Origin of the sequence: Iodidimonas sp. SYSU 1G8 (assembly GCF_039655775.1) — a bacterium.
Classification (GTDB): Bacteria; Pseudomonadota; Alphaproteobacteria; order SMXS01; family SMXS01; genus RI-34.
The window spans coordinates 998,033-1,023,303 of the sequence record NZ_JBBYXJ010000002.1 but is presented as its reverse complement, the minus strand read 5'-3'; the positions used below and the strand labels follow the sequence as shown (position 1 = coordinate 1,023,303).

The following is a 25,271-nucleotide window of genomic DNA, read 5'->3' as shown; positions in this document are numbered from 1 at the left end:
TACCGCGCGTTCAATACCGGAAGCGCCAGGAGGTTTCCCCGGCACTGCGCAGATGCACGCGCATGGCCTCGGCCGCGGCGTCGCCATCGCCTGAAATGATCGCCTCCACCACCGCCTCATGTTCCTCGAACGACGCGCTCAACCGCCCGTCGGCAGCCAGCCGGGATTGCCTGTAGGGAGCGAGCCGCTGCCGCAGTGTCTTGACCAGGGCCACCAGTTCATCATTCAGGGCACCCGCCCAGATCAGCTGGTGCAGGTCGCCGTTCACCGCCTCGAAGCCTGAACGGTCGTCGACGGGCACGACCTCCAGCACCCGAAGGTGCGCTTCGCGCAGACGCTTCTTGTCCTTGATCGGCATCCGCGCGGCCGCGAAGCGCGCACAGGACGCCTCGAGTTCCACGAGGGTCTCGAACAAGGCCGCCAGCCGCTCGCCTGGCATGGCCGTCACCACCACGCCCCGATTGGGCCGTCGCTGGACAAGGCCGATGGTCTCCAGTTGCCGCAGGGTTTCGCGGATCGGCGTTCGCGATACGCCGAATCGTTCCGCCAGGGTCACTTCCTCCAGACGGACGCCCGGCAGCAGGCGGCGATCGACGATCTCGGCGATCAGCCGCTGAATGAGGTCGTCGACCAGCGAACCGCGCGGCGGCGGCGCGGCCGGCTTGCTGCGTCGCGGCGCGCGCGGTGCTCGCGGCGCGGTGCCGGTCACCCGGCCTGTCTGGCGATTGGACATCTGGCGGCTGTCTCCAGCCCTCTCCCCGGTAAGGTCTGACGTTCCACGGTAGCATGAATGCCCGGACGGGTGGACCGGCTGTGTCTCGCCACGGCTAAATTTGTTCCGCCTGATTTTTATCCATCCTTCGCAGTCGCACAATAATTAGGCGCATTTTGACGCTTCCTGCGTCACTTCGGTCGCGGCTGTCCTGCCGACCAAGCGCCTCGATCAAAAGGACGGCCGCTAAATGCCGTGCTCGCAATGGCTTTGGCTCCGGCCCGGCCACGCATCGGCCGACGCCGGAAACTGGCACGCGAATTGCTAATACAATTTTGTATGCAATTTTGTGTCCTAAAATGCATGCGGATATTTGCCTCGGGTGGACCTCGGGGCCGCTTTTCCGGAGCGGCCCCGCTTCTTCGCTTCGCCACCGCCGCCTGCTTGGGACGTGGACGCCACCATTTCGGGAGCTGAACGGATGAACAGAGTTTTCGCTGGATTACTGGTTATCGCCGGCCTCGTAGTGGGAACCGGCGCGGCGCGCGCGGACGGCTCGGCCATCCACGGCTTCGTCGATGTCTCGCTCAAGAACGCCTACATCACGCCGCGCGGTCTGCTGGTGGTCGATGACGGCGCCACCATCCAGGTGCTCAACGGCCTCGTCATCAATGTGTACGACGCGCCCGACGAGACGCTGAAGGGTATCTCGCTGGTCTTCGGCACGTGGAACGACATCGCGACCGAGCAGAAAGCCACCAATGTCGGCGCCTGGAACGAGTTCGACTGGTTCGTGGGCGCCAATTTCAGCCTTGGCGACCGTTGGACCCTGGGCGCGCAGTATGTCGAGTTCATCAGTCCTCCCAACTACTTCAAGACCGAACGGAACATGGAATTCACGCTGTCCTATGATGACGGCGTCAAGGACCGCGCCTTCTCGCTCCAGCCCTATGTGAAGGTCTTCTGGGCGATCTCCGGCGATTCCACCGTTGTCACCGGCAAGCGCGGCAACACATTCGATGTCGAGATCGGCGCGAAGCCGAACATCAGCTTCGACCTGTTAGGCGCGCCCGCCACCTTGAGCGCCCCGACCTGGGTGACGGTCGGACCGAAGTCCTACTGGGGCGGCACCTCCAATTTCGGCGTCTTTACCACCGGCCTCAACCTGAAACTGCCGCTGCAGTTCATCCCGCCCAAATACGGCAACTGGTACACCGCGTTTGGCGTCCAATACTACAACCTGCTCAACCGGAAGCTGCGCGATGCGCAGGCCCTGACCGGCGCGGTCGGGCCTCTGGACCCGGGTCACAAGGAGGTCGTGGTCGGCTCGTTCAGCGTCGGATTCGGGTTCTGAGCCATGCGGCGCGATTATTGCAAGACATTCAGGATTGTATGCAATCCAGTCAGGAGCGCGCCATGCTAAGCGTCGACGCAGACCCCTATACCTTCGACTTTGACGTGCCAGGTACGGCACTCGTCATCATCGACATGCAGCGCGACTTTCTGGAACCCGGCGGGTTCGGCGAGGCGCTGGGCAACGATGTCTCCCTGCTGCGCGGGACGATCGAGCCCACCCGGACGCTGCTGGCAGCGGCCCGCGCGGCCGGCATGCTGGTGGTCCACACGCGTGAGGGGCACCGCCCCGATCTGGGCGATCTCCCGCCCGCCAAGAAACGGCGCGGCCGGTTTCCCGTCACCATAGGCGATCCCGGCCCCATGGGCCGCATCCTGGTGCGCGGCGAGGTCGGCCACGACATCATTCCCGAACTGGCGCCCATCGACGGCGAACCGATCATCGACAAGCCCGGCAAGGGCGCGTTCCACGCCACCGACCTCGACTCCGTGCTGCGCAATCGCGGCGTCGGCAAGCTGATCGTCTGCGGCGTCACCACTGAAGTCTGCGTCAACACCACGGTGCGCGAGGCCAATGATCGCGGTTTCGACTGCCTGGTGCTCGAGGACTGCGTCGGCTCCTACTTCCCCGAATTCCAGGAAATGGGCCTGCGCATGATCAAGGCACAAGGCGGCATCTTCGGCTGGGTGGCCCGGTCCCCCGCCGTCGTCGCCGTTCTGTCCTGAGCCGTCCCGCAAGGGTTCATAACAAGGAGAGGGAACATGTCTACGCTGAGCATGGGCGCCCCCGGCTACAAGCCGAAATGGTGGGTGTCGGGCGACTGGAACGGCTTTTTCGGGCTGTTCACCAACGTGGTGCTGAACGTCATCGTGCTGACCGGGCTCTGTCTCGGCGTCGTCAAGCTGCCGGACGACATCGTCTTCGGCCGCATCCTGCCCGCGCTGGGCGTGGCGCTGCCGATCGGCAACCTGTTCTACGCCTATCTGGCCTACAAGCTGGCGCAGCGCACCGGGCGCGACGACGTGACCGCCCTGCCTTACGGCCCCAGCGTGCCGCACATGTTCATCGTCGTCTTCCTGATCATGCTGCCCGTCTATCTCAAGACCGGCGACCCGATCATCGCCTGGGAAGCCGGTCTTGCCTGGGCTTTCGTCATCGGCATCATCGTCTTCCTCGGCGCCTTCGCCGGCCCGACCATCCGCAAATGGACGCCGCGCGCGGCCATGCTCGGCACCCTGGCGGGCATCTCCATCGCCTTCATCTCCATGCGGCCGGCGTTTCAGACCTGGGAAACTCCCTGGCTGGGCTTTCTGACACTCGCCATCATCCTGGGCTGCTGGACCGCCAATGTCCGACTGCCCTGGAACGCGCCGGCTGGTCTGGTCGCCGTCGTGCTTGGCACCCTGCTCGCCTGGGGCGCGACGATCAGCGGCATCCAGGCCGTGATGGAGCCTTCGGCCGTCGGTGCCTCGCTGGCCCAGTTCAGCATCCACCCGCCCATCCCCACGGGTTCGTTCCTCACCGGTCTCGCCGATATCGGCCCGTTGCTGGTCACCGCCGTGCCATTGGGCATCTACAACTTCACCGAGGGGATGAACAACGTGGAGAGCGCCTCGGCGGCCGGTGATGATTACGACCTGCGCAAGGTTCTGATCGCCGACGGTCTGGGCGCTGTGGTCGGCGCCGCGCTCGGCAGCCCGTTCCCGCCCGCGGTCTATATCGGCCATCCGGGCTGGAAGGCGGTTGGCGGGCGGATCGGCTATTCGCTGGCGACCGGCGTGGTGATCGCCATCGTCTGCTTCCTCGGCCTGACCGCCCTGCTGCTGGCTGTCGTGCCTCTGGTCGTGATCGTCCCGATCCTGCTTTATATCGGCCTCGTGATCGGCGCCCAGTCCTTCCAGGCGACGCCGAGCGAGCATGCGCCCGCCGTCGTTCTGGCCATCCTCCCCAACATCGCGGCGTGGGCGCACAATCTGGTCGACAGCGCGCTGAACGCGGCGGGGACAACCGCGGCCCAGGTGGGCGCCGAAAAATTGGCGGCATCGGGCGTCATCTATCATGGCATGGAGTTGCTGGGCGGCGGCGCCGTGCTGGCCGGCATGATGCTGGGCGCGATCGCCGCCTTCATCATCGACCGCAGTTTCCTGAAAGCGGCCGGCTATTCGGCGGCGGCGGCGGTAATGGCCTATTTTGGCTTCATCAACGGCACCGCCTTGGGCTTCGGCAACTCATCGCCGGTGGCACTGGGCTATGTGATGGTGGCGCTGGTCTGCGTCGCCTTTCACTACCAGCAGAAGACCGAGACGGTTTAGAGGGGGGCCGGCAAGGGTCGGGCCGCCGGGGGGCGGCCCGACCCGCGGGGTTCCAATGCGGGGCATTCTTCCTATATAGCTTCCGGCGACACTGAACGACGGATCGGCGACTCGGCCCCATGAGTGACATTCCCATCAAGACCGCGCTGGTCACCGGCGCCAGCGCGCGTATCGGCCGCGCCATCGCCTTGGGCCTGGCCGATGCCGGATGGTCCGTAGCGATCCACTATCACCTGTCCGGCGACGCGGCCCAGGCCACGGCGGCCGACGTGGAACGGCGCGGGGTCCGGGCGGCGACGGTCGCGGCGGATCTCTCGAGCGAAGGCGACGTCTCCTCCCTCATGGCGCGCGCGACCGACGTCCTTGGCCCCATCACCTGCCTTGTGAACAACGCGTCGGTGTTCGAACGCGACGACGCCCTGACGGCAACGCGCGAAAGCTGGGACCGTCATCTGGACACGAACCTGCGCGCCCCCTTCGTGCTGATGCAGGATCTGGCGCGCATGCTGCCCCGGGGCCAGCGCGGCAACATCATCAACCTGATCGACCAGCGGGTCTGGCGTCTGACCCCGGCTTTTACGTCCTACACGCTGAGCAAGGCCGCGCTGTGGACCCTGACCCAGACCATGGCGCAGGCCTTGGCGCCGATGGTGCGCGTGAACGCCATCGCCCCCGGTCCGACGCTGCCCAGTCCGCGCCAGTCAGCGGCGGATTTCGAACGGCAGGTCGCGGCGATACCGTTGCAGATAAACCCCTCGCTGGAAGAATTCACCCGCACGGTCGCGTTTATCCTTGAGGCCGGCTCGTTCACCGGGCAAATGATTGCACTGGACGGGGGACAGCATCTGGCCTGGCAAACGCCTGACGTGGTGGGTGTGGATGAGTAAGGCGGACAATACGGTCGTTCCGTTCCGGATCGCCGACGCGGCGCGCCGGATTCGCCACGTTTTCGTGCGCGATCTGATGCTCGACGGACACATCGGAATTCACGCCCACGAACAGGGCGTGCGTCAGCGGCTGCGCATCAACCTGGATCTTTCGGTCAGCGACCACCATCCGCTGCCGGCCGACCAGATCGAGCATGTGGTCTGCTATCAGCAGGTGGTCGAGGCGACGACGGCGGTCGTGAACCGGGGTCACGTGAACCTGGTGGAAACGCTGGCGGAAGAGATCGCCCAGACCATCCTTGGTAACAATCAGGTGATCACGGTTCGGGTCCGGGTGGAGAAGCTCGACGCATTTGCGAATGTGGCTAGCGTCGGCGTTGAAATTGAACGGACAAGTGCCTGAAATCCGCTGGGGATCGCGGAATTCCGCGCCGCAGCGGCAAAACCCGACAAAGTTGTGCACACCACCGCCACGCTGGGCTTGACTCTCGTCCCATTACAGCACCGTGACGCTTCCGTGACTCTCCCTCAATAAAAACCTATTTACTATCAATGGGTTAAATTATTTGCATAAATATTGAGCAACCCGTAGAGACTCCAAGGGTTCTGCGGGTCACGCGCTTTTCCCCTGACGTTTTGCACAGAGTTATCCACAGATTCCGTGGATATTGCCAAACCGGGCCGAAAGGCCTGCCTGGATTGCCGACGGAGCTGTTTGAGCGGTTCCCCAATCCGTCCTAGAGTCCAGTTGCTTAACCGGGTTACCTGAACAAATGACGTCAAGCGGCCACGATAAAAACGACGCGAATTCCAGCACGGAAGTACCCGAATCGGGTAATCCGGCCTTGGTCGCGCCGATCGTCGGTCGCGCGTTGATTCGCGACAAGGCGCGCAAGCTGCCCACCGGCGCGGGCGTCTACCGGATGATCGACCAGCACGGCGACGTCATGTATGTGGGCAAGGCGCGCAATCTCAAGGCAAGGGTTTCGTCCTATGCCAGCGGCAAGGCGCACACCAATCGGGTGACGCGGATGATCGGCAGGGTGCACGACCTGATCGTGGTCACCACCGACACCGAGAGCCAGGCGCTGCTGATGGAAGCGCAGCTCATCAAACGCTACATGCCGCCCTACAATGTGCTGCTGCGCGACGACAAGAGCTTCCCCTACATCCTGATCCGTACCGATCACAGATGGCCGCAGCTCAAGAAGCACCGCGGCGCCCAGAACATCAAGGGCCACTATTTCGGCCCGTTCGCCTCGGCCGGGGCGGTCAATTCCACCCTCAACACGCTGCAGCGCGCCTTTCTGCTCCGTTCCTGCTCGGACGGGGTCTTCAACGCGCGGACGCGGCCCTGCCTGCTGCACCAGATCAAGCGCTGTTCGGCGCCCTGTGTCGATCGTGTGGGGCCGGAGGACTACCAATCGCTCGTCGATGACGCGCGTCAGTTCCTGACGGGCAAGAGCCAGCGCATCCAGCGCGTCCTGTCCGAGCAGATGGCCGCCGCCAGCGAGGCGCTGGAGTTCGAGCGTGCCGCGGCTATCCGCGACCGCATCAAGGCGCTGGCGAGCATCCAGGGCCATCAGGGTGTCACTGCTGGCGACGTGGAGGACGCGGACGTGATCGCCGCCTACGAGCAGGGCGGGCATACCTGCGTCCAGGTCTTCTTCCTGCGTGCCGGACAGAACTGGGGCAATCGCGCCTATTTCCCCAAGCACGATTCCTCGCAGAGCCTCGAGGAAGTACTCGAGGCGTTCATCGGGCAGTTCTATGACAGCCGCCCCGCGCCCGCGACCATCCTGCTGAGCCATGATTTCGCCGAGCGTCCGCTGATGGAAGAGGCGCTATCGCTCCGCTCGCCGGTCAAGATCTCGCTGCTGGTGCCCAAGCGCGGCGACAAGGCCAGGATGGTCGCCCTCGCCCAGCGTAACGCCAAGGACGCTTTGGCGCTGCGCATGGCCGAAAGCGCCTCGCAGCAACAGGTATTGACCGAACTCGCCAACATCTTCGACCTGGATGGGCCGCCCAAGCGTATCGAAGCCTATGACAACAGCCATATTTCCGGCACCGACGCCATCGGCGCCATGATCGTCGCCGGTCCCGATGGCTACATCAAGAACAGCTACCGCAAGTTCAACATCCGCAATGCCGATCTCACGCCGGGCGACGATTACGGCATGATGCGCGAAGTGCTGACGCGCCGCTTCGGAAGGCTGGTCAAGGAAGATCCCGAACGATCCCGCGGGCAATGGCCTGACCTCGTGCTGATCGACGGCGGCGCCGGCCAGCTTTCCGCCGCCGAGGCCGTGCTGGCCGAGTTGGGCATCGAGGACCTGCCGATCGTCGCTATCGCCAAAGGTCCTGACCGCAACGCGGGGCGTGAGCGTTTCTTCATGCCGGGCCGTGAGCCGTTCACGCTCGATCCGCGCGGCGCCGTCATGTACTACCTCCAGCGTCTGCGCGACGAGGTGCACCGCTTCGCCATCGGCACGCACCGCGCCAAACGCGCCGGCAACATGAGCAAATCACAACTCGACGAGGTGCCCGGAATCGGGCCGAGCCGCAAGAAGGCGCTGCTGGCACATTTCGGCTCCGCCCGCGCGGTAGCCGGCGCGGCACTGGAAGACCTCGAAGCCGCGGACGGCATCAGCAAGGCTGTCGCGCGCCGCATTCACGACTATTTCCACGCAGAACGTTGAAGCCGCGCTATAGTCCCGAAAATCATCGACGAGACCCATGATCGCATCGATACCGAATCTCCTGACGCTCTCGCGCATCCTCGTGATTCCCGCGCTGATCGGCAGCTTCTATCTCCAGGCACCGCTCGCCAACTGGCTGGCGCTCGGTCTGTTCGTCGCCGCGGGCATCACCGACTTCTTCGACGGCTATGTGGCGCGGGCGCTGGGCGTGCAGTCCAAGCTGGGCCAGTTCCTCGACCCGGTCGCCGACAAGCTGCTGGTGGCGGCGGCGCTGTTCATGCTGGCGGCGATGGGGCCGATCGACGGCGTCCACCTGATCGCCGCCGTGATCATCCTGTGCCGCGAGTTCCTGGTATCGGGCCTGCGCGAGGTCCTGGCCGACATCAAGGTAAGCGTGCCGGTCAGCAAGCTCGCCAAGTGGAAGACGACGGTTCAGATCGTCGCCATCGCCTTCCTGCTTGCCGGCGATGCCCCGCAATGGCTGCCAGCCGTGGATATCGGCATCATCGGCCTTTGGATCGCCGCCGTGCTGACCATGTACACGGGATATGACTACCTGCGGGCCGGACTGCGGCACCTGACGGGACCGCGCGCGCCATGAACGTGCTGTACTTCGCCTGGCTGCGCGAGCGGATCGGGACGGGGGAGGAGAGCGTGACCCCACCGGACGACGTCACGACGGTAGGCGCTCTGATGGACTGGCTGGCGACCCGTAGTCCCGGCCATGGCCTCGCCTTCCAGGACCGCACCGCCATCCGGGCGGCGGTCAATCAGGACTTCGCCGAAGCGGCCACATCGGTCGCCCCAGGCGACGAAGTGGCCTTCTTCCCGCCTGTCACCGGAGGACGCGGATGATCCGGGTCCAGGCTGAGGATTTCGACGTCGGCGCCGAACTCGCCCGGCTGACCGACGGCAAGACCCATATCGGCGGCATCGTCACCTTCACCGGCCTTGTCCGCGACTTCGCGGGCGACGCCCGGGTCGGCGCCATGACACTGGAGCACTATCCAGGCATGACCGAGCGCATGCTGGCGGACATCGAACAGGAGGCTGGCCGCCGCTGGCCACTGGATGCCAGCCTGATCGTGCACCGTTACGGAACGCTGCGCCCCGGCGACCGGATCGTGCTGGTGATCACGGCCAGCGCCCATCGCAAGGCGGCGTTCGAGGCGGCGGAGTTCCTCATGGACTGGCTGAAGACGAAGGCGCCCTTCTGGAAGCGCGAAGACGGGCCCGAGGGCGAGCACTGGGTGGACGCCAAGGCCGACGATGATCGCGCCGCCGACCGCTGGCGCACATGATCCCGAACCACATCGCGTTCTACGGCCTGCTCAACCCGGGGCACGGACCCTTCGAGACCTTTCGTCTCGGCGAGGCGCTGGAACTGGTCGGCCCCTGCCGGATTCCGGGCAGGCTGCATGATCTGGGCACCTATCCGGCGCTGCGTCCCGGCCAGGGGCTGGCCGAAGGGACGCTGTACCGGATCATCGACCGGAAAGTTCTGAAACTGCTCGACGGTTTCGAGGCATACGCGCCCCGGCGGCCCAAGCACTCGGAATATCTGCGCCGCCCGGTCTGGCTGGCCGCGCCGGCGCTGTCGGCCTGGGTCTACATCTACAACCGCCTGCCACCGGCAGGCAGCAGGCTGCCCGACGGTCCCTGGCGGCCGTCCGAACGGCTCAGCCGTTCCCGCGCACGAGTTGTTCGTAATCGCTTCGCAGCGACTTGGTGATGTCGCCGACGACGAAGTTGTAGGGGCCGATCTCGCCCACCGCCGTGACTTCCGCCGCCGTGCCCGTCAGGAAGCACTGCTCGAAGCCTTCCATTTCCTCCGGCTGAATCGCCCGTTCGATGATCTCGATGCCGCGCTTGTGGGCTAGGCCCATGACGGTGCGGCGCGTGATGCCGTCGAGGAAGCAGTCCGGTTTCGGGGTATGGATCTTGCCCTCCTTGATGAAGAACACGTTCGCCCCGGTCGCCTCGGCGACCTGGCCGCGATAATCCAGCATCAGGGCATCATTGTAGCCCTTGCGCTCGGCCGCGTGCTTGGACAGCGTGCAGATCATGTAAAGACCCGCCGCCTTGCTGGCGGTCGGCGCGCAGTTCGGCGCGGGCCGGTGCCATTCGGCCACGTCGAGCCGGATGCCCTTGTCGCGCAGGATCGGATCGAAATAGGACGGCCATTCCCAGCCCGCGATGGCGACATGCACCTTGGTGGCCTGCGCCGCGACGCCCATCATCTCCGGACCGCGCCAGGCCACCGGACGGCAATAGCCGTCGGGCAGATTGTTCGCCTTCATCACCGCCTTGGCCGCCTCGTTGATCTCGTCCTCGGAATAGGGAATCTCGAAATCGAGAATCCGGCCCGAGTTAAAAAGCCGCGACGTATGCTCCTTTAACTTGAAGATTTCGCCATTGTAGGCACGCTGTCCCTCGAAGACGACGCTGGCATAGTGAAGGCCATGGGACAGCACATGAATCTGGGCCTCGCGCCAGGGCACGAGATTGCCGTTGAACCAGATGAAGCCGTCGCGGTCGTTGAACGGAATGAGTGACATGGCGATCTATCCTTGAGCGGAGATGGCGGTGGCGCGGAATAATCTGACGTTTGAAGGTTGCACTGAGTAACATTCTGTCTAAAGTATGTCAACATGACTGACATAAATAAGCGGTTCCCCAGCGACGACGATGTGAGCCAGGCGATCGAGCTGATGTTCTTCGCGTATCGGGACTTCGTGGCCGATCCGGACAAGGTTCTCGCCGCCTACGAAATTCCCAACGCGTCGCTGGGCCGGGCGCATCACCGCGTGATCCACTTCGTTGGCCGCAACCCGGGCATGACGGTCGCGGAACTGCTTGCCATCCTGCAGATTACCAAGCAAAGCCTGGCACGCGTGTTGCGGCAACTCATCGACGAGGGTTTCATCGAGCAGAAGCGCGGTCCCGAGGATGCACGGCAGAGACTGCTTTACCTGACCGAAAAGGGCTGCGCCTTCGAAACCGCGCTGTCGGATCCCCAGCGCGCCCGTTTCAGACGCGTGCTGGAAAAGGCGGGCCCCGACGCGGCGCGCTCGTTCCGGGAGATGTTGCTGCACCTGATCAACGAGGATGAGCGCGACCTGGTCCTTGCCCTGGTCCATAACAGCGCGCACGCCGCCCCCTAAAGCTTGGCAAGTTGCCCGCCATCCACGGGCAGCGCATGACCGGTGATCATCGCCGCCGCGTCCGACAGCAGGAACACGACCGCCTGCGCGACTTCCTCCGCCGTCGCCATGCGGCCGATGGGATTAATCTCATTGACCTGTTTGACCACGTCCGGCCCCATGGCCATCAGCGGCTCGAGCAGTTCCGTGCGAGTCGCGCCGGGTGACACCACGTTGACCCTGATATTCTGGCGGATATAGGAAATGGCGGCCTGCTTGCTCAGGCCGATCACCGCGTGCTTGCTCGCCGTGTAGGCCGGTCCCGAGAGAGGGCTGGCGCGGTGGCCGAGCGTCGAGGCCGTGTTGACGATGGCCGCGCCGCGAGGCTTTCTGGCGCCCGACTCGAGCATGGCCGCGATCTGGTACTTCATGCAGCGATAGACACCGGTCAGATTGACGGCGATCTGCGCGTCCCAGTTCTCATCGGTATATTCGTGCAGCTGTTGCTGCTGGCCGCCCATGCCCGCATTGTTGAAGGCGCAATCGAGGCCGCCATAGGTCCGGACGGCTGTCTCGACCAGGTTACGGATATCCGTATCGGACGCCATGTCGGCGCGCACGAACATCGCCTCACCGCCCATGTCCCTGATGCGCTGGACAACGGCGGTGCCCCGCGCCTCGCGCCTGCCGGCGGCAACGACCTTCGCGCCTTGACCGGCGAGCAGCACGGCCGCGGCCTCGCCGATCCCCGATGTGGCGCCGGTGACGATGACGACCTTGCCGTCCATGCGTGTGTCCTCCCCAGGATACGTCCGACGCACCTTAGCGAGCACGATGCGCCATCACCATGGGAAACGATCCGGCACCCTCGCCGCGGTCAGGCAGACAGTTCCTTGGAACGGCGGGATGCCGCCTCGACGGCATGGCGGATCAGCGGCGCGAGGCCGTTCTCGCCCATCAGGATGTTCATCGCCGCCTCGGTGGTGCCGTTGGGACTGGTGACGTTCCGCCGCAGCGTACCCACGGATTCGGTCTCCGACGCCTCGACCAGGGCGCCGGCCCCTGACACCGTCTGGCGGGCGAGCATGTCGGCGAGTTCGGCGGGAAGCCCGGCCGCCTGCCCGGCGGCGGCCATGCACTCGATCAGATAGAAGACATAGGCAGGCCCGCTGCCCGACACCGCGGTGACCGCGTCCATGAGCTTTTCATTGTCGATCCACGCGACAGTGCCCACGGCCTCCAGCAATCCGGTGCAGAGCAGGCGCTGGGCCGGAGTGACATGAGTGTTGGCGACGCACACGGTCATGCCCCGGCCGATCGCGGCTGGCGTGTTCGGCATGGCGCGAACGATCGCGGCGGAAGGACCGAACGCTTCGGCGAAATACCCGATGGTCTTGCCGGCGGCGATGGAGAGAAACAGGGCACCCGGATAGCTGGCGGCCGCCGCCAGGACCTGGTTCATGATCTGCGGCTTCACCGCGAGCACCACCACGGACGGATCAGCGTCGAGGCTGGCCAGATCGGCGATAAGCCGGACGCCAGGATGATAATGCCGCAGCCGGGCCGCCGATTCCTCGTCGGGCTCGACAACGACGACGGCATCCGCCGCCATGCCCTCGGCCAGCCAGCCGGCGAGCATCGCCGACCCCATTCGCCCACCACCCACCAGCACCAGCGGCGCGCTGGCGGCAACAGCCCCGAAATCGGTCACTACAGTCTTTCCGTCAGGCCGTGCCGACAGTCTCGAACAACGCGGCTTCCATGGCCTCGGCTGGTGTCTTACCACCCCAGAGCACGAACTGGAAAGCAGGGAAAAACCGTTCACATTCAGTGATCGCGATCTCGATCAGATTCTCGCATTCCAGCGCGGTCGCGGTCTGGCCTTCGCAGATCAGGACACCGTGCCGGTACATGAGCAGGCCCTCGTCCTCGACCAGATCGAAATGGCCGAGCCACATCTGGGCGTTGATCTTGGCCATCAGTTCGTAGAGGGGAGCCTTGCTGCCCTTCGGCACGCGGCCCTCGAACGCGCAGACCAGCTGCAGGCCACCGAAGTCGGTATTCGAATGGGGACCATTCCAGGCGAAATGCAGATTGTACTCGGCCCAGTTACCGGCCACGAACACCGTCAGTTCCTGATCGCTCTGGCGGTCATACGGCCATTCGTTCGCGGAAACGATCTGTTCGATCAGGTCAAGGGGATCGCCGGAGGCAAGGTCGTGGTCGGAGCTTAGTTGGGTCATAGCTCGGTCCTCCTTTTAGAGTGCCGCATCGCAATGCAGCACAAAATCTAGCCTGCCATTGTTATTAGGCCGGTTCAAGTACCTAGATGTAGTGTAATGGCCGTGCCGGTGATTTTGCCGTGACGGGCGCGCCGCCTCAGCCCAGCCGGGCCTCGAGGGCGGCGAGCCGCTCGGCCAGCGCCGCGTTCTCCGCGGTGAGCCGCTCGGCATCCTGGCGCGCGGCGGCGGCGACGGCCTTGACCGCCTCGAACTCGTCGCGCGTCACCACGTCCAGATCGGCGATCGCCCGTTCCAGACGCTGGCGGACCATGGTCTCGACCTCGTCGCGGATCGACTGGAAGACGCCGGCCGCGCCCGTTGCGAGCTTGCCCAAATCGTTTAGAATCCGGTTTTCCGTCTGCATGGCCGTCTCCATTCATGGCTGCTCGGCCAATATGGCGATCCCGTTACCCTTTTCCAAGACGCTTGACAGATTCCACCTTAGCGGGGCTTCTAGGCGCATGCTGACCGCCGCCATCAACTTCCCGGGTTTCAGCCCGGTCGCGCTGGATCTCGGTTTCTTCCAGGTCCGTTGGTATGCCCTCGCCTATATTGGCGGGCTGCTGCTCGCCTGGTGGTATCTGAACCGCATGCTGGCCGACAAATGGTGGCCCGGCGGACCGCCCGTCAGCAAGAAAGAGGCCGAGGATCTGGTCTTCTGGGGCATGCTCGGCGTGGTGCTGGGCGGCCGCCTCGGCTACGTCCTGTTCTACAAGCCCGCCGAATACCTGGCCCACCCGCTTGAAATCCTGAAGGTCTGGCAAGGCGGTATGTCGTTTCACGGCGGCCTGGTCGGCGTGACACTGGTCATCATCCTCTACGCCCTGGCCAAGAAGCGGTCCATGTTCAGCATCGGCGATCTCGCGGGATGCGCGGTCCCCATCGGGCTTGGCCTGGGCCGCGTCGCCAATTTCGTCAATGGCGAGTTGTACGGCCGCACCACCGACGTGCCGTGGGCCGTCATCTTCCCCCATGGCGGTCCGATTGGCCGTCATCCCAGCCAGCTGTACGAAGCCCTGCTCGAAGGCCTGATCCTGTTTGTCGTGCTGCGCCTGCTGTTCACCCGTACCGACCTGCGCTTTCGCCCGGGCGCCCTGTGCGGCTGCTTCTGGATCGGGTATGGGCTCTCGCGCATCACCGTCGAGTTCTTCCGGGAACCGGACGATTTCCTGGGTTTCTTGTGGATGGGCGCCAGCATGGGCCAGTTGCTGTCCATCCCCATGGTGCTGTTCGGCGTCTGGCTGATCGCCCGCTCGCGCAAGACACTGCCGGCCAGTGCGCAACCCGCTTAGATCCATTCTGGCCGAACGGATCCGCCAGCGCGGACCGCTTCGTCTCGACGAGTACATGCGGATCGCGCTGACCGATCCGCTGCACGGCTATTACATCACCCGCGACCCGCTGGGTGCCGGCGGCGACTTCACCACGGCGCCCGAAATCAGCCAATTGTTCGGCGAGATGATCGGCGTCTGGATCGCCGATTGCTGGGACGCCATGGGACGGCCACGGCATCTGAAGATCGTCGAACTCGGCCCGGGCCGCGGTACCCTGATGGCCGATATCCTGCGCACCCTCAAGGTCGCGCCGGCCATGCTCCCCGAACCTTACCTGGTCGAGGCCAGCCCCGCCCTGCGCGCCGTCCAGCAGCGCCGGGTGGCTGGCCACTGGGTGGACGATCTGGACGAGGTGCCCGACGGCCCGATGGTACTGATCGCCAACGAGTTTCTCGACGCCCTGCCGGTCCGCCAGTTCGTGCGTCAGCAAGATGGCTGGCACGAGCGCATGATCGGCCTGTCACCGGATGGCGAGACCCTGACCTGGACCGTATCCGACGGACTTGCCGAGGGCACGGCGCCCGCGTTCGAGGAGGCGGCGCCCGGCACCATCGCTGAGACCGCCCCCGATGCGCTGGCGCTGGTGCGCCAGATCGCCGCCCGTCTCTCCGCGCAGGGCGGCGCGGCGCTGTTCATCGATTATGGCAGCGTGGAAAGCCGTACCGGCGACAGCCTGCAAGCGGTTCGCGGCCACCAGTACGCCGATCCCCTCGACGCGCCCGGCGAGGCGGACCTGACGGCGCATGTGGATTTCGCCTCGCTCGCGGCGGCGGCCCGCGATAGCGGCGCGGCCGTGCACGGCCCGGTGCCGCAATCGCTGTTTCTCGACGCCATCGGCCTGTTCCACCGCGCCCAGGCGCTCAAGCGAAACGCGACACAGGCCCAGGCGCGCGAAATCGACCTGGGCGCGCACCGATTGACGGCGCCCGACCAGATGGGCACGCTGTTCAAGGTGCTGGCCATCACCGATCCTTCCATGCCGCAGCCGACGGGATTCGCCTCATGATTCGCGCCGACACCCTGAGCGTGCCGCAGGTCGAGCATGGCTTCTTCACCCGCAAGGGCGGTGTCTCCACCGGCATCTATGCATCCCTCAACTGCGGCGTGGGATCGGACGACGACCCGGCGCATGTCGCGGAGAACCGTCGGCTTGCCGCCGGCCTGATCGGCGTCCCCGACGCCATGCTCTGCACGGTTCACCAAGTACACGGGCAGGACGTCGTTTTCGTCACCAAGCCCTGGCCCGCGACGACCCGCCCCAAGGCCGACGCCATGGTGACCCGCGCGCCGGGTATCGCCCTTGGCGTGCTGGCGGCGGATTGCGCGCCGATCCTGTTCTGCGACCCTGCCGCAAAGGTGATCGGCGCGGCCCATTCGGGCTGGCAGGGCGCCTTCAAGGGCGTCATCGAATCCACGGTGCGCGCCATGATGCGCCTCGGCGCCAAGGCACCGTCGATCCGCGCCGCCATCGGTCCGTGTATTGCCCAGCCTTCCTATGAGGTCGGGCCGGACTTCCACACCCGGTTTCTCGGCCGCGACGAGGCGTTCGAGCGTTTCTTCGCGCCATCGGGCCGGGCCGGACATTTTCTGTTCGACCTGACAGGCTTCGTCGAGTTCCGGCTGCGCGAAGCCGGGCTGACCCAGATCGAGCGGCTGAACCGGGACACCTACAGCGATCCCGAACATTTCTATAGTTACCGGCGCACCACACATCGTGGCGAACCGGACTACGGGCGGCAGTTGTCGGCGATAGCCCTTGTGGCCCGTGGGACGTCCTGATAGTGAATTCGGCGGAATCAGCCGCCGAGCCTCGCGCAGCGGCAAGACCACTATCCACGGAGTAAGCGCCCCATGAAAATCGTGGCCGGGAACAGCAACCCGCAACTCTGTTCCGATATCGCCGACTATCTTGGCATGAGCCTGTGCAAGGCCGACATGAAGCGCTTCGCCGACGAGGAAGTCTGGGTCGAAATCCACGAGAACGTGCGCGGCCAGGATGTCTTCGTGGTCCAGAGTACCTCCTATCCGGCCAACGACAATCTGATGGAACTGCTGGTGTCCATCGACGCGTTGCACCGCGCGTCCGCCCGCCGCATCACGGCGGTGCTACCCTATTTCGGCTATGCCCGGCAGGACCGCAAGCCCGGTCCCCGCACCCCGATTTCGGCCAAGCTGGTCGCCAACCTGATCACCGGGGCCGGCGCCAACCGTGTGCTGACCATGGATTTGCACGCCGGACAGATTCAGGGCTTCTTCGATATCCCGACGGACAACCTCTATGCCGAGCCGGTGCTGCTGCGCGACATCAAGGAACAGTACGACGACCGGAATCTGATGTTCGTGTCGCCGGACGTGGGCGGCGTCCTGCGTGCCCGCCGCCTTGCCTCGCGCCTGGGCGCCGACCTCGCCATCGTCGACAAGCGCCGCGAGAAGGCCGGTGTGTCCGAGGTCATGAACATCATCGGCGACGTGGAAGGCCGCGACTGTATCCTGGTGGATGACATCGTCGATTCGGCAGGCACCCTGTGCAACGCCGCCAAGGCGATCATGGAAGCCGGCGCGGCCTCGGTCTCGGCCTATGTCTCCCACGGCGTCCTCTCTGGCAAGGCGGTGGAACGGGTGACGGGATCGGTCCTCAAGGAACTGGTCATCACCGACTCGATCTGCCCCACCGAGGCGGTGAAAGCGGCCAGCAACATCCGCACCGTGACCATCGCGCCGCTCATCGCCGAGGCGATGCAGCGGATCAACGATGAAAGTTCGGTCTCCAGTTTGTTTGATTGAGTTTCACCGGGGTTTCCGCTAAAACCCCGCGATCTTGCGGACCCGCACCCCTGGAGGCGGGACGCTGTGCTGTTATTGACGGAGAATGAAATGTCAGAAATCGGCACTCTCGTGGCGCAACCTCGCGATCGGGTGGGTAAGGGGTCCTCCCGTGCAGCGCGCCGTAACGGACTGGTCCCGGCTGTGATCTATGGCCTGGGCAAACCCCCTGTTTCCATCACCCTGCCCTTCAACGTCGTTCTGAAGGAACTGAAGCGCGGCCGTCTTACCGGTCACCTCTTCAATCTGGACGTGAACGGCACCGTTGAGCGGGTGATCCCGCGCGACGTGCAGGTCGACGTGGTCATGGATTTCCCCATCCACATCGATTTCCTGCGCCTTGATCGCAACGCGCAGGTCGAAGTGGACGTGCCGGTTCATTTCGTGAACGAAGAAGCCTCGCCGGGCCTGAAGCGCGGCGGTGTGCTAAACATCGTGCGCCATGACGTGCCGCTGGTCTGCCCGGCCGAATCGATCCCCGAATTCGTCGAGGTCGATCTGACGGGTCTCGAGATTGGTGACAGCGTCCACATCAGCGCCGTTCCCCTGCCGAAGGGCGTCACCCCGGGCATCACCGACCGCGACTTCACCGTCGCCACCATCGCGGCCCCGTCGGGCGGCGTCGGCGAGACAGAAGAAGCCGCAGAGGGCGAGGGCGAATAAGGAACCTTAGGGTTCCTTTCCTCGAAAGATCATGCTGCTGCTCGTCGGCCTGGGCAATCCGGGCGACCAGTACTTCGATAACCGGCACAATGTCGGCTTCATGGCGGTGGACGAGATCGTCCGCCGCCATCGTTTTCCCCCGTGGCGCGCCAAGTTCCAGTCCCAGGTCAGTGAAGGCCTGCTGGGGATCGGCAAGGTCATGGTGATGAAACCGCAGACCTTCATGAACCGGTCGGGACAAGCCGTCAGTCAGGCCGCCCACTTCTACAAGCTGTCCGCCGAGGACATCGTCGTCTTCCATGACGAACTCGACCTGCCGCCGGGCAAGCTGCGCATGAAGCAGGGCGGCGGCCATGCCGGACACAACGGCCTGCGGGACATCGAGCGCCACATGGGTCCCAACTTCAAACGGGTGCGGATCGGCATCGGCCATCCCGGCGACAAGAGCCGGGTGACCAATTACGTCCTCTCCGATTTCGCCAATTCGGAAGATTCCTGGCTCGACCCGCTGCTCGACGCCATCGCCGACGCGGCGCCCCATCTGGCCACCGGCCAGGACGAAAAATTCATGACCCGGGTCGCACAACTGACCCAGGACACGCACAAGGACGGAAACTGACATGGGCTTCAAGTGCGGCATCGTCGGCCTCCCGAACGTGGGCAAATCGACCCTGTTCAACGCGCTGACCCAGACCGCCGCCGCCGCGGCGGAGAACTTTCCCTTCTGCACCATCGAGCCGAATGTGGGCGTGGTGCCGGTACCGGACCCACGTCTGGAAAACTGCGCGCGCATCGGCAAGTCCGCCCAGATCATCCCGACTCAGCTGACCTTCGTTGACATCGCCGGCCTGGTGCGCGGCGCCAGCCAGGGCGAAGGCCTGGGCAATCAGTTTCTCGCCCATATCCGCGAGGTCGATGCCATCATCCACGTCCTGCGCTGCTTCGAGGATGACGACATCACCCATGTGGACGGCCGCGTCGATCCGCTGGCGGATTCCGAGACCATCGAGACCGAACTGATGCTCGCCGACCTCGACAGCGTCGAGCGCCGCATCCCGGCGCTGCAAAAGCGCGCCAAGGGGAATGACGAGGAAGCCAAGCGGGATCTGGCGCTGCTGGAGCGGGCGGTGGTGGTGCTGCGCGAAGGCAAGCCGGCCCGGGCCGTGGAACTGGACGAGGACGAGCAGCTGGCCTTCCAGCGCCTGTCGCTGATCACCGCCAAGCCCGTGCTCTTCGTGTGCAACGTCGAAGAAGCGGCCGCCGCCACTGGTAACGCGATTTCCGCGCGCGTCGCGGAGAAGGCCGCCGCCGAAGGTATTCCCTGCGTGGTGATTTCCGCCGCCATCGAATCCGAAATCGCCCAGCTCGACGCCGAGGAACGGTCGGTGTTTCTCGAGGAGATCGGCCTCACCGAAACCGGCCTGTCGCGGATCATCCGCGCCGGCTACGACCTGCTCGGCCTTGCCACCTACTTCACCGTCGGCCCGAAGGAGGCACGCGCCTGGACCATCGCCAAGGGCACCAAGGCGCCGCAGGCCGCGGGCGTGATCCACACGGATTTCGAGAAGGGCTTCATCCGCGCCGAGACCATCGCTTATGACGCCTACGTCGCCCACAATGGCGAAACCGGCGCCAAGGAGGCCGGCAAAGCCCGGCTTGAGGGCAAGGAATACGTGGTGCAGGATGGTGACATCCTGCATTTCCGCTTCAACAACTGAGGCTTCATGACCGCCGGACCGACGATCTTTTTCGAGGACTTCTTCGAAGGCCAGCAGATCGAGTTCGGCGCCGTGACCGTCGACCGGGACGAAGTCATCGACTTCGCCCGCCGCTATGACCCACAGCCTTTCCACATCGACGAGGAGGCCGCGAAGGCCTCCATCTTTGGCGGCCTGATCGCCAGCGGCTGGCACACGGGCGCCATGGTCATGCGCCTGCTCTGCGACGAGCTGATGCTCAAGGCATCCAGCATGGGCTCGCCCGGCCTCGACCAGCTCCGCTGGATTCGGCCGGTGCGCCCTGGCGACACGCTGACCCTGAAAGGCAAGGTGCTGACCGCCAAGGCGTCGCGCAGCAAGCCGGACCGGGGCTCCGTCGACATGAGCTACAAGGTGTTCAACCAGCATGGCGAGCTGGCCATGACCTTCCAGGCCGTCACCATGTTCGGTCGCAGGCATCCCGGGGAGACGAATGATGGGTAACGAAACCACGCTGAAGGCCATCGACGGCCACGAGTTCGCCGTCTATCAGGCGCCTGCCCAGGGCGAGCGCAAGGGCGGCCTGATCCTGATTCAGGAAATCTTCGGCGTCACGGCGCACATCAGGGAGCTGTGCGACCATTTCGCCGCGCTGGGTTACGAGACCTGGGCGCCGGCGATCTTCGACCGCTACGAGCGCGGCTTCGCCGCCGGCTATACGCCGGACGAGATGCAGGCCTCGGTCAAGCTGGCGGGCACCTCCGGTGTCGAGACCCCCATGCTGGACATCCAGGCCTGCGCCGACGCGCTGCGCATGAAGGGGCCGGTCGCGATCACCGGCTTCTGCTATGGCGGCTCGCTCAGCTGGGTCGCCGCCGCCCGTGTCGAAGGGCTGGCCTGCGCCGTCGGCTTCTATGGCCGCCTGATCCCCGAGCATCTGGACTTGCAGCCTCTGTGCCCGGTGATGCTGCACTTCGGCAGCCGCGACAAGAGCATCCCGCTGGACGGCGTCCGCGCCACGGCGGAAGCGCATCCCGCAGTCAAGGTCCACATCTACCAGGCCGAGCACGGCTTCTGGTCAGACCGCCCCGCCAATCACGACGACAACGCCATCGCCCTGTCGCAGCAACGCACGCTCGCGTTCCTCGATCGGCATATGGCCGAGCAGGCTCTATAGGGAATCAGTGGCCCGTATAGGCGCAGAGCGCCTTCACCGGCACGTCCAGCGCCTCGAGTTTTCGGGTGCCCCCCAACTCCGGCAGATCGATGACGAAGGTGCAGCCGACCACGGTCGCGCCAACCCGTTGCAGCAGCTTCACCGCCGCTTCGGCGGTACCGCCCGTGGCGATCAGATCGTCGACGATCAGCACGCGGTGCCCCTTCACCACGGCATCCTGGTGGATCTCTAGCTTGTCGTAGCCATATTCCAGCGCGTAGTCCTGGCCGAAGGTCTGCCACGGCAGCTTTCCCTTCTTGCGGATCGGCACGAAACCCACCGACAGCTGATGCGCCACCGCGCCGCCCAGGATAAAACCGCGGGCGTCGATGCCCGCCACCTTGTCGATGCCGCAGCCGGCATAGGGCTGGACCATCTCGTCGATCGCCTTGCGAAACCCCTGGGCGTCGCCCAGCAGGGTAGTGATGTCGCGGAACATGATGCCCGGCTTGGGATAGTCCGGGATGCTGCGGATACGCGACTTGACCCAATCGCTCATGAATTTCCCCCTAGCACGCGGCCGGCCACCGCATCGAGTTTCTTCACCATGGCGGGCGCCCGGGCCGAGGGCGCGGTGATCAGCGCCGTGTCCAGTGCCCGGTCGCATCCTTGGCTGCACGGATGTACCGAATGGATCATCTGCCGCGCCAGCGCTTTCACCAGGGCCCGCGCCCTGTCGGCGTTCTGGCCGAGGACGCGGATGATGTCACTGACCTGAACATGCGCGTGGTCGGGATGCCAGCAGTCGTAATCCGTGACCATGGCGACGGTCGCGTAGCAGATCTCGGCCTCGCGGGCCAGTTTCGCCTCGGGCATGTTGGTCATGCCGATCACGTCGCAGCCCCACTGCCGGTAGAGATTGGATTCGGCGAGCGACGAGAATTGCGGGCCTTCCATCACCAGGTAGGTGCCGCCCTGATGCAGGCTGATGTCCGCCGAAGCAGCCGCCGCGTTGATCAAATTGCCGAACCGGCCGCAGACCGGATCGGCCATGGAGACATGGGCGACGAGACCGGTCCCGAAGAAGCTCTTGGTACGGGCGAAGGTACGATCGATGAACTGGCTGACACGCACGAAACTGCCCGGCGGCAACTCTTCCCGTAACGACCCGCAGGCGCTGAGCGACACGATATCGGTCACCCCCAGGCGTTTCATCGCGTCGATATTGGCGAGATAGTTTATGTCACTGGGAGGAATGCGGTGGCCCCGGCCGTGGCGCGGCAGGAAGACCAATGCGGTGCCGCCGAGGGTCCCGGTGAAGAACTGATCGGAGGGCTGACCAAACGGCGTTTCCACGTCGATCCAGCGGGCGTCCTCCAGACCGTCGATCTCGTAGAGGCCGCTTCCGCCGATAATGCCGAGTACCGGCCGCGCCGCTTGATCTGCCACGAGCCGCCCTCTTTATCGGGGAATCTGTTTCTCGACCTGGACGTTGACCTGCTCGTTCTCCGTGGCCGTGAACAACAGGACCATATCCACATCCTTGCCGCAGCCGCTAACCGTCCAGGTCTCGTAGATGCCGTCCGGAACCTTGGCCTCATAGCCTTCGGGCACGCCTCTGGCCGTGTCGAGCAGACCGCGCTTGTCGCACTGGCCCAGTTTGGCGTTCTTGATCATGACGGGGCGCAGATCGAGCACCAGCTGCGCGCTTTGGCCGGTTTCACCCGGGGCGACCGCGCGGACCTGAAGCACGCCCTTCTCGTTAACGGCGAACAGCGCATTGAAGATGGACTGACGGCCGCAACGCGTGACCGGATAACGCTCGATCCACTGTCCGGCGGAAGGAACCACGGCGTCCTTCGCCATTTCGATCGGGGTGATGATCTTGAGAATGTAATTGCCCAGGGCATAGGCGTCGGCGCATTCGCGCCCCACCGAGCGGTCCTCGAGGCGGGCGATCGCCGCCTTGGCCTGGCTGTGCTGCTTGCCCTTGAGGAACTCGGCGAACGGCGTGCCGGCCTTGAGATCCTCAGGCGCGGCAATCGTCTCGGCGCCGGCCTGCCCTGACGAAAGGATCGTCAGGGCAGCCACTAGGGTGGCGCAAAGCGTCTGGCGTATCACGGCGGCCTCTCCCCGGGGGACGGGCTCGGCCCCTAGTGGCCAAGCACCCGCTTAGAGATGCGTTTGTAGCTGGCGAAAAGCAACCCGCAGATAATCAGCAGGAAGGTCATGAAGAAGAAGCCGGTCCGCTTGCGTTCTTCCAGCTTCGGTTCCGCCGTCCACGACAGGAAGGTCGCGACATCGTAGGACATCTGCTCGACCGTCGCTTCAGGCTGACCCTCGCCATAGGTGACGATCCCGTCCTGGAGCGGCGGTGCCATGGCGATGACGTGGCCCGACTTGTAGGGATTGTAGTGCGCATTGGCGGCGAGCTTGCCGCCCGGAAGCGCCGCCAGTTCCTCGGCCGTCGGGTCCCGGTAACCGTGGAGCAGCGAGTAGATGTAGCTGGACCCGTCGGGCCGTGCCTTGGCCATCAGCGACAGATCCGGCGGGATGGCGCCGCCATTGGAGGCCGCCGCCGCTTCCGGGTTCGCATAGGGCGACGGGAAGTGATCGAACGGCTTGCCGGGCCGATCCTTGACGTCGCCCGTATCCGGGTCGGGTTCGCCGGGAACGGTGAAGCCCGCGGCGATCGCCTTGACTTCGGGTTCACTGAAACCGATGCCGGTCAGGGTGCGGAACGCGACCAACTTCAGCGAATGACAGGAGGCGCAGACTTCCTTGTAGACCTGGAAACCGCGCTGCGCCGCCGCCCGGTCGAAATGGGCGCCGATGATCTTCTCGTGCGGCCAGCCCTTGGCGGGCGCCTCGGGATGCTTGCCGTCACCCGCCGCGAGGGCGAGCGTGGGAACCGCGAGGCCCGCGAGAAGGGCGATGCCGGCGAGGATGTTCTTCTTGTTCATTGTCACCTCCCTGACGCTCAGGCGTGTTTGGTCAGCACTGCCTGAGAGATGCTCTCTGGCAATGGCCGGGCTTTTTCGATGCGGCTCAGGATCGGCAGAATGATCAGGAAGTGAGCGAAGTAATAGATGGTCGCGATGCGGCCCACCAGCACCCAGGTGCCCTCCGCCGGCTTGCCGCCCACGATGGTCAGGACCACCACGTCGATCATCAGCAACACGTAGAACTGCTTGAAGATCGGACGGAAGGTGCCCGAGCGGACCTTGTGCTTGTCGAGCCACGGCAGCGCGAACAGCACCAGGATCGCGGCGAACATGGCGATGACGCCCAGCAGCTTGTCCGGCACCGAACGCAGGATCGCGTAGAACGGCAGGAAGTACCATTCGGGCACGATGTGCGCGGGTGTGACCAACGGATCGGCCGGAATGTAGTTGTCCGGATGACCGAGATAGTTCGGCGCGAAGAAGACGAAACCCATGAAGAAGACCATCAGCAGCGAGATCATGAACAGATCCTTCGCCGTGTGGTACGGGTGGAAATCGATCTGGTCCTGCGGCCCCTTCACGTCGATGCCGAGCGGATTGTTCGAGCCCGGAATGTGCAGCGCCCAGATGTGCAGCACGGCGACGCCGGCGATCACGAAGGGCAGCAGATAGTGCAGGCTGAAGAACCGGTTCAGGGTCGGATTATCGACCGAGAAACCGCCCCAGAGCAGCGTCACGATATCGCCGCCGACCACCGGGATGGCACTGAACAGGTTGGTGATGACCGTCGCGCCCCAGAAGCTCATCTGTCCCCAGGGCAGCACGTACCCCATGAAGGCGGTCGCCATCATCAGGATGAAGATGATCAGGCCGAGCATCCACAGCAGCTCGCGCGGCGCCTTGTACGATCCGTAGTAAAGGCCGCGGAAAATGTGGATGTAGACCACGATGAAGAAGAAGGATGCGCCGTTGGCGTGCACGTAGCGCAGCAGCCAGCCATAGTTCACGTCGCGCATGATGTGCTCGACCGACGCGAAGGCCATCGAGGTGTGCGGCGTGTAGTGCATGGCCAGGATGATGCCGGTGACGATCTGCACGAGGAGCATGAAGCCCGCCAGCGAGCCGAAGCTCCACCAGTAGTTCAGGTTCCGCGGCGTCGGATACGCGACGAGCGTACCGTGCATCAGCGAGAAAATGGGGAGCTGCCGGTCGATCCACTGAACGAGTGGATTCTTCGGCTCGAAGGAACGTGTTGCGCTCATGA

General features: G+C 64.7%; 31 protein-coding genes. 20 read left to right on the top strand and 11 right to left on the bottom strand.

The features are described from left to right. Positions 1 to 10 precede the first annotated feature (10 nt). Positions 11 to 733: a GntR family transcriptional regulator gene (locus WJU17_RS16040; RefSeq protein ID WP_346328400.1), complete on the bottom strand. Its 723-nt coding sequence runs from the start codon at positions 731 to 733 to the stop codon at positions 11 to 13. 460 nt (positions 734 to 1,193) lie between these two features. On the opposite strand from WJU17_RS16040, the gene WJU17_RS16035 reads away from it, so the two are divergent. From WJU17_RS16035 to WJU17_RS15990, 10 genes are all read left to right on the top strand, one after another. Further along, the gene (locus tag WJU17_RS16035) at positions 1,194 to 2,066 is read left to right on the top strand and encodes a hypothetical protein (RefSeq protein WP_346328399.1); all 873 of its coding nucleotides are present in this window, start codon (positions 1,194 to 1,196) and stop codon (positions 2,064 to 2,066) included. A gap of 62 nt (positions 2,067 to 2,128) precedes the next feature. Further along, a complete protein-coding gene (locus WJU17_RS16030; RefSeq protein ID WP_346328398.1) occupies positions 2,129 to 2,791 on the top strand; it encodes an isochorismatase family cysteine hydrolase in 663 nt (220 codons plus the stop codon). A gap of 36 nt (positions 2,792 to 2,827) precedes the next feature. Further along, a complete protein-coding gene (locus tag WJU17_RS16025; RefSeq protein WP_346328397.1) occupies positions 2,828 to 4,378 on the top strand; it encodes a regulator in 1,551 nt (516 codons plus the stop codon). 119 nt (positions 4,379 to 4,497) lie between these two features. Further along, complete coding sequence (locus tag WJU17_RS16020) at positions 4,498 to 5,265, top strand: SDR family oxidoreductase (protein ID WP_346328396.1); 768 nt, start codon at positions 4,498 to 4,500, stop codon at positions 5,263 to 5,265. Next, entirely contained in the window at positions 5,258 to 5,668 is a 411-nt protein-coding gene (folB, locus tag WJU17_RS16015; RefSeq protein ID WP_346328395.1) for a dihydroneopterin aldolase, read from the top strand. Before WJU17_RS16020 ends, folB begins: the two co-directional genes overlap by 8 nt. A 454-nt stretch (positions 5,669 to 6,122) precedes the next feature. After that, positions 6,123 to 7,964 carry an excinuclease ABC subunit UvrC gene (gene uvrC, locus WJU17_RS16010; RefSeq protein ID WP_346328974.1) on the top strand — a complete coding sequence of 614 codons (1,842 nt, stop codon included), beginning with the start codon at positions 6,123 to 6,125 and terminating at the stop codon, positions 7,962 to 7,964. A gap of 37 nt (positions 7,965 to 8,001) precedes the next feature. Beyond that, positions 8,002 to 8,565, top strand: coding sequence for a CDP-diacylglycerol--glycerol-3-phosphate 3-phosphatidyltransferase (gene pgsA / locus WJU17_RS16005; protein WP_346328394.1), 564 nt, complete (start codon positions 8,002 to 8,004; stop codon positions 8,563 to 8,565). After that, positions 8,562 to 8,819 carry a molybdopterin converting factor subunit 1 gene (gene moaD, locus WJU17_RS16000; protein WP_346328393.1) on the top strand — a complete coding sequence of 86 codons (258 nt, stop codon included), beginning with the start codon at positions 8,562 to 8,564 and terminating at the stop codon, positions 8,817 to 8,819. The genes pgsA and moaD overlap by 4 nt, the downstream gene beginning before the upstream one ends. Next, the gene (locus WJU17_RS15995; RefSeq protein ID WP_346328392.1) at positions 8,816 to 9,265 is read left to right on the top strand and encodes a molybdenum cofactor biosynthesis protein MoaE; all 450 of its coding nucleotides are present in this window, start codon (positions 8,816 to 8,818) and stop codon (positions 9,263 to 9,265) included. The genes moaD and WJU17_RS15995 overlap by 4 nt, the downstream gene beginning before the upstream one ends. Then, the gene (locus WJU17_RS15990; protein WP_346328391.1) at positions 9,262 to 9,696 is read left to right on the top strand and encodes a gamma-glutamylcyclotransferase family protein; all 435 of its coding nucleotides are present in this window, start codon (positions 9,262 to 9,264) and stop codon (positions 9,694 to 9,696) included. Before WJU17_RS15995 ends, WJU17_RS15990 begins: the two co-directional genes overlap by 4 nt. Here WJU17_RS15990 and WJU17_RS15985 read toward each other — a convergent pair. After that, positions 9,644 to 10,522: a branched-chain amino acid aminotransferase gene (locus tag WJU17_RS15985; RefSeq protein WP_346328390.1), complete on the bottom strand. Its 879-nt coding sequence runs from the start codon at positions 10,520 to 10,522 to the stop codon at positions 9,644 to 9,646. The genes WJU17_RS15990 and WJU17_RS15985 overlap by 53 nt on opposite strands. Positions 10,523 to 10,615: 93 nt before the next feature. Here WJU17_RS15985 and WJU17_RS15980 point away from each other — a divergent pair, with 93 nt between their 5' ends. After that, on the top strand, positions 10,616 to 11,128 hold the full coding sequence (locus WJU17_RS15980) for a MarR family winged helix-turn-helix transcriptional regulator (protein WP_346328389.1): 513 nt from the start codon (positions 10,616 to 10,618) through the stop codon (positions 11,126 to 11,128). Here the strand turns inward: WJU17_RS15980 and WJU17_RS15975 are convergent. From WJU17_RS15975 to WJU17_RS15960, 4 genes are all read right to left on the bottom strand, one after another. Next, on the bottom strand, positions 11,125 to 11,895 hold the full coding sequence (locus WJU17_RS15975) for a glucose 1-dehydrogenase (protein WP_346328388.1): 771 nt from the start codon (positions 11,893 to 11,895) through the stop codon (positions 11,125 to 11,127). The two genes, WJU17_RS15980 and WJU17_RS15975, sit on opposite strands and share 4 nt — an antisense overlap. An 89-nt stretch (positions 11,896 to 11,984) precedes the next feature. Further along, the gene (gene proC, locus WJU17_RS15970; protein ID WP_346328387.1) at positions 11,985 to 12,818 is read right to left on the bottom strand and encodes a pyrroline-5-carboxylate reductase; all 834 of its coding nucleotides are present in this window, start codon (positions 12,816 to 12,818) and stop codon (positions 11,985 to 11,987) included. Positions 12,819 to 12,831: 13 nt separating this feature from the next. Further along, the gene (locus WJU17_RS15965; protein WP_346328386.1) at positions 12,832 to 13,350 is read right to left on the bottom strand and encodes a YbjN domain-containing protein; all 519 of its coding nucleotides are present in this window, start codon (positions 13,348 to 13,350) and stop codon (positions 12,832 to 12,834) included. A 136-nt stretch (positions 13,351 to 13,486) separates the two neighbouring features. Next, positions 13,487 to 13,753, bottom strand: a complete 267-nt coding sequence (locus WJU17_RS15960; protein ID WP_346328385.1) for an accessory factor UbiK family protein — start codon at positions 13,751 to 13,753, stop codon at positions 13,487 to 13,489. Between the two features lie 100 nt (positions 13,754 to 13,853). Here WJU17_RS15960 and lgt point away from each other — a divergent pair, with 100 nt between their 5' ends. The 9 genes from lgt (at position 13,854) to WJU17_RS15915 (ending at position 21,083) form a co-directional block, all read left to right on the top strand. Continuing rightward, on the top strand, positions 13,854 to 14,681 hold the full coding sequence (lgt, locus tag WJU17_RS15955) for a prolipoprotein diacylglyceryl transferase (RefSeq protein WP_346328973.1): 828 nt from the start codon (positions 13,854 to 13,856) through the stop codon (positions 14,679 to 14,681). Beyond that, entirely contained in the window at positions 14,665 to 15,729 is a 1,065-nt protein-coding gene (locus WJU17_RS15950) for an SAM-dependent methyltransferase (protein ID WP_346328384.1), read from the top strand. The genes lgt and WJU17_RS15950 overlap by 17 nt, the downstream gene beginning before the upstream one ends. Further along, entirely contained in the window at positions 15,726 to 16,502 is a 777-nt protein-coding gene (gene pgeF / locus WJU17_RS15945; protein ID WP_346328383.1) for a peptidoglycan editing factor PgeF, read from the top strand. Before WJU17_RS15950 ends, pgeF begins: the two co-directional genes overlap by 4 nt. A 72-nt stretch (positions 16,503 to 16,574) precedes the next feature. Then, complete coding sequence (locus WJU17_RS15940; protein WP_346328382.1) at positions 16,575 to 17,507, top strand: ribose-phosphate pyrophosphokinase; 933 nt, start codon at positions 16,575 to 16,577, stop codon at positions 17,505 to 17,507. A gap of 90 nt (positions 17,508 to 17,597) precedes the next feature. Beyond that, positions 17,598 to 18,209 (top strand): 50S ribosomal protein L25/general stress protein Ctc, encoded by a 612-nt coding sequence (locus WJU17_RS15935; RefSeq protein WP_346328381.1) that lies wholly within the window; start codon positions 17,598 to 17,600, stop codon positions 18,207 to 18,209. 31 nt (positions 18,210 to 18,240) lie between these two features. Next, entirely contained in the window at positions 18,241 to 18,828 is a 588-nt protein-coding gene (pth, locus tag WJU17_RS15930) for an aminoacyl-tRNA hydrolase (protein WP_346328380.1), read from the top strand. Between the two features lies 1 nt (position 18,829). Further along, on the top strand, positions 18,830 to 19,927 hold the full coding sequence (ychF, locus tag WJU17_RS15925) for a redox-regulated ATPase YchF (protein ID WP_346328379.1): 1,098 nt from the start codon (positions 18,830 to 18,832) through the stop codon (positions 19,925 to 19,927). Positions 19,928 to 19,933: 6 nt separating this feature from the next. Next, a complete protein-coding gene (locus tag WJU17_RS15920; protein ID WP_346328378.1) occupies positions 19,934 to 20,410 on the top strand; it encodes a MaoC family dehydratase in 477 nt (158 codons plus the stop codon). Next, positions 20,400 to 21,083, top strand: a complete 684-nt coding sequence (locus WJU17_RS15915) for a dienelactone hydrolase family protein (protein WP_346328377.1) — start codon at positions 20,400 to 20,402, stop codon at positions 21,081 to 21,083. Before WJU17_RS15920 ends, WJU17_RS15915 begins: the two co-directional genes overlap by 11 nt. A 4-nt stretch (positions 21,084 to 21,087) precedes the next feature. On the opposite strand, the gene WJU17_RS15910 is transcribed toward WJU17_RS15915, so the two are convergent. Genes WJU17_RS15910 through WJU17_RS15890 form a run of 5 tightly spaced genes read right to left on the bottom strand, consistent with a single transcriptional unit; the run spans position 21,088 to position 25,269 of the window. Continuing rightward, positions 21,088 to 21,621, bottom strand: a complete 534-nt coding sequence (locus tag WJU17_RS15910) for an adenine phosphoribosyltransferase (RefSeq protein ID WP_346328376.1) — start codon at positions 21,619 to 21,621, stop codon at positions 21,088 to 21,090. Next, on the bottom strand, positions 21,618 to 22,511 hold the full coding sequence (locus tag WJU17_RS15905; protein ID WP_346328375.1) for an S-methyl-5'-thioadenosine phosphorylase: 894 nt from the start codon (positions 22,509 to 22,511) through the stop codon (positions 21,618 to 21,620). The genes WJU17_RS15910 and WJU17_RS15905 overlap by 4 nt, the downstream gene beginning before the upstream one ends. Before the next feature lie 12 nt (positions 22,512 to 22,523). Beyond that, complete coding sequence (locus tag WJU17_RS15900) at positions 22,524 to 23,183, bottom strand: hypothetical protein (RefSeq protein WP_346328374.1); 660 nt, start codon at positions 23,181 to 23,183, stop codon at positions 22,524 to 22,526. A 32-nt stretch (positions 23,184 to 23,215) separates the two neighbouring features. Beyond that, positions 23,216 to 24,025: a cytochrome c1 gene (locus WJU17_RS15895; RefSeq protein ID WP_346328373.1), complete on the bottom strand. Its 810-nt coding sequence runs from the start codon at positions 24,023 to 24,025 to the stop codon at positions 23,216 to 23,218. Positions 24,026 to 24,042: 17 nt separating this feature from the next. Further along, positions 24,043 to 25,269, bottom strand: a complete 1,227-nt coding sequence (locus tag WJU17_RS15890; protein WP_346328372.1) for a cytochrome b/b6 — start codon at positions 25,267 to 25,269, stop codon at positions 24,043 to 24,045. Between the last annotated feature and the right edge of the window lie 2 nt (positions 25,270 to 25,271).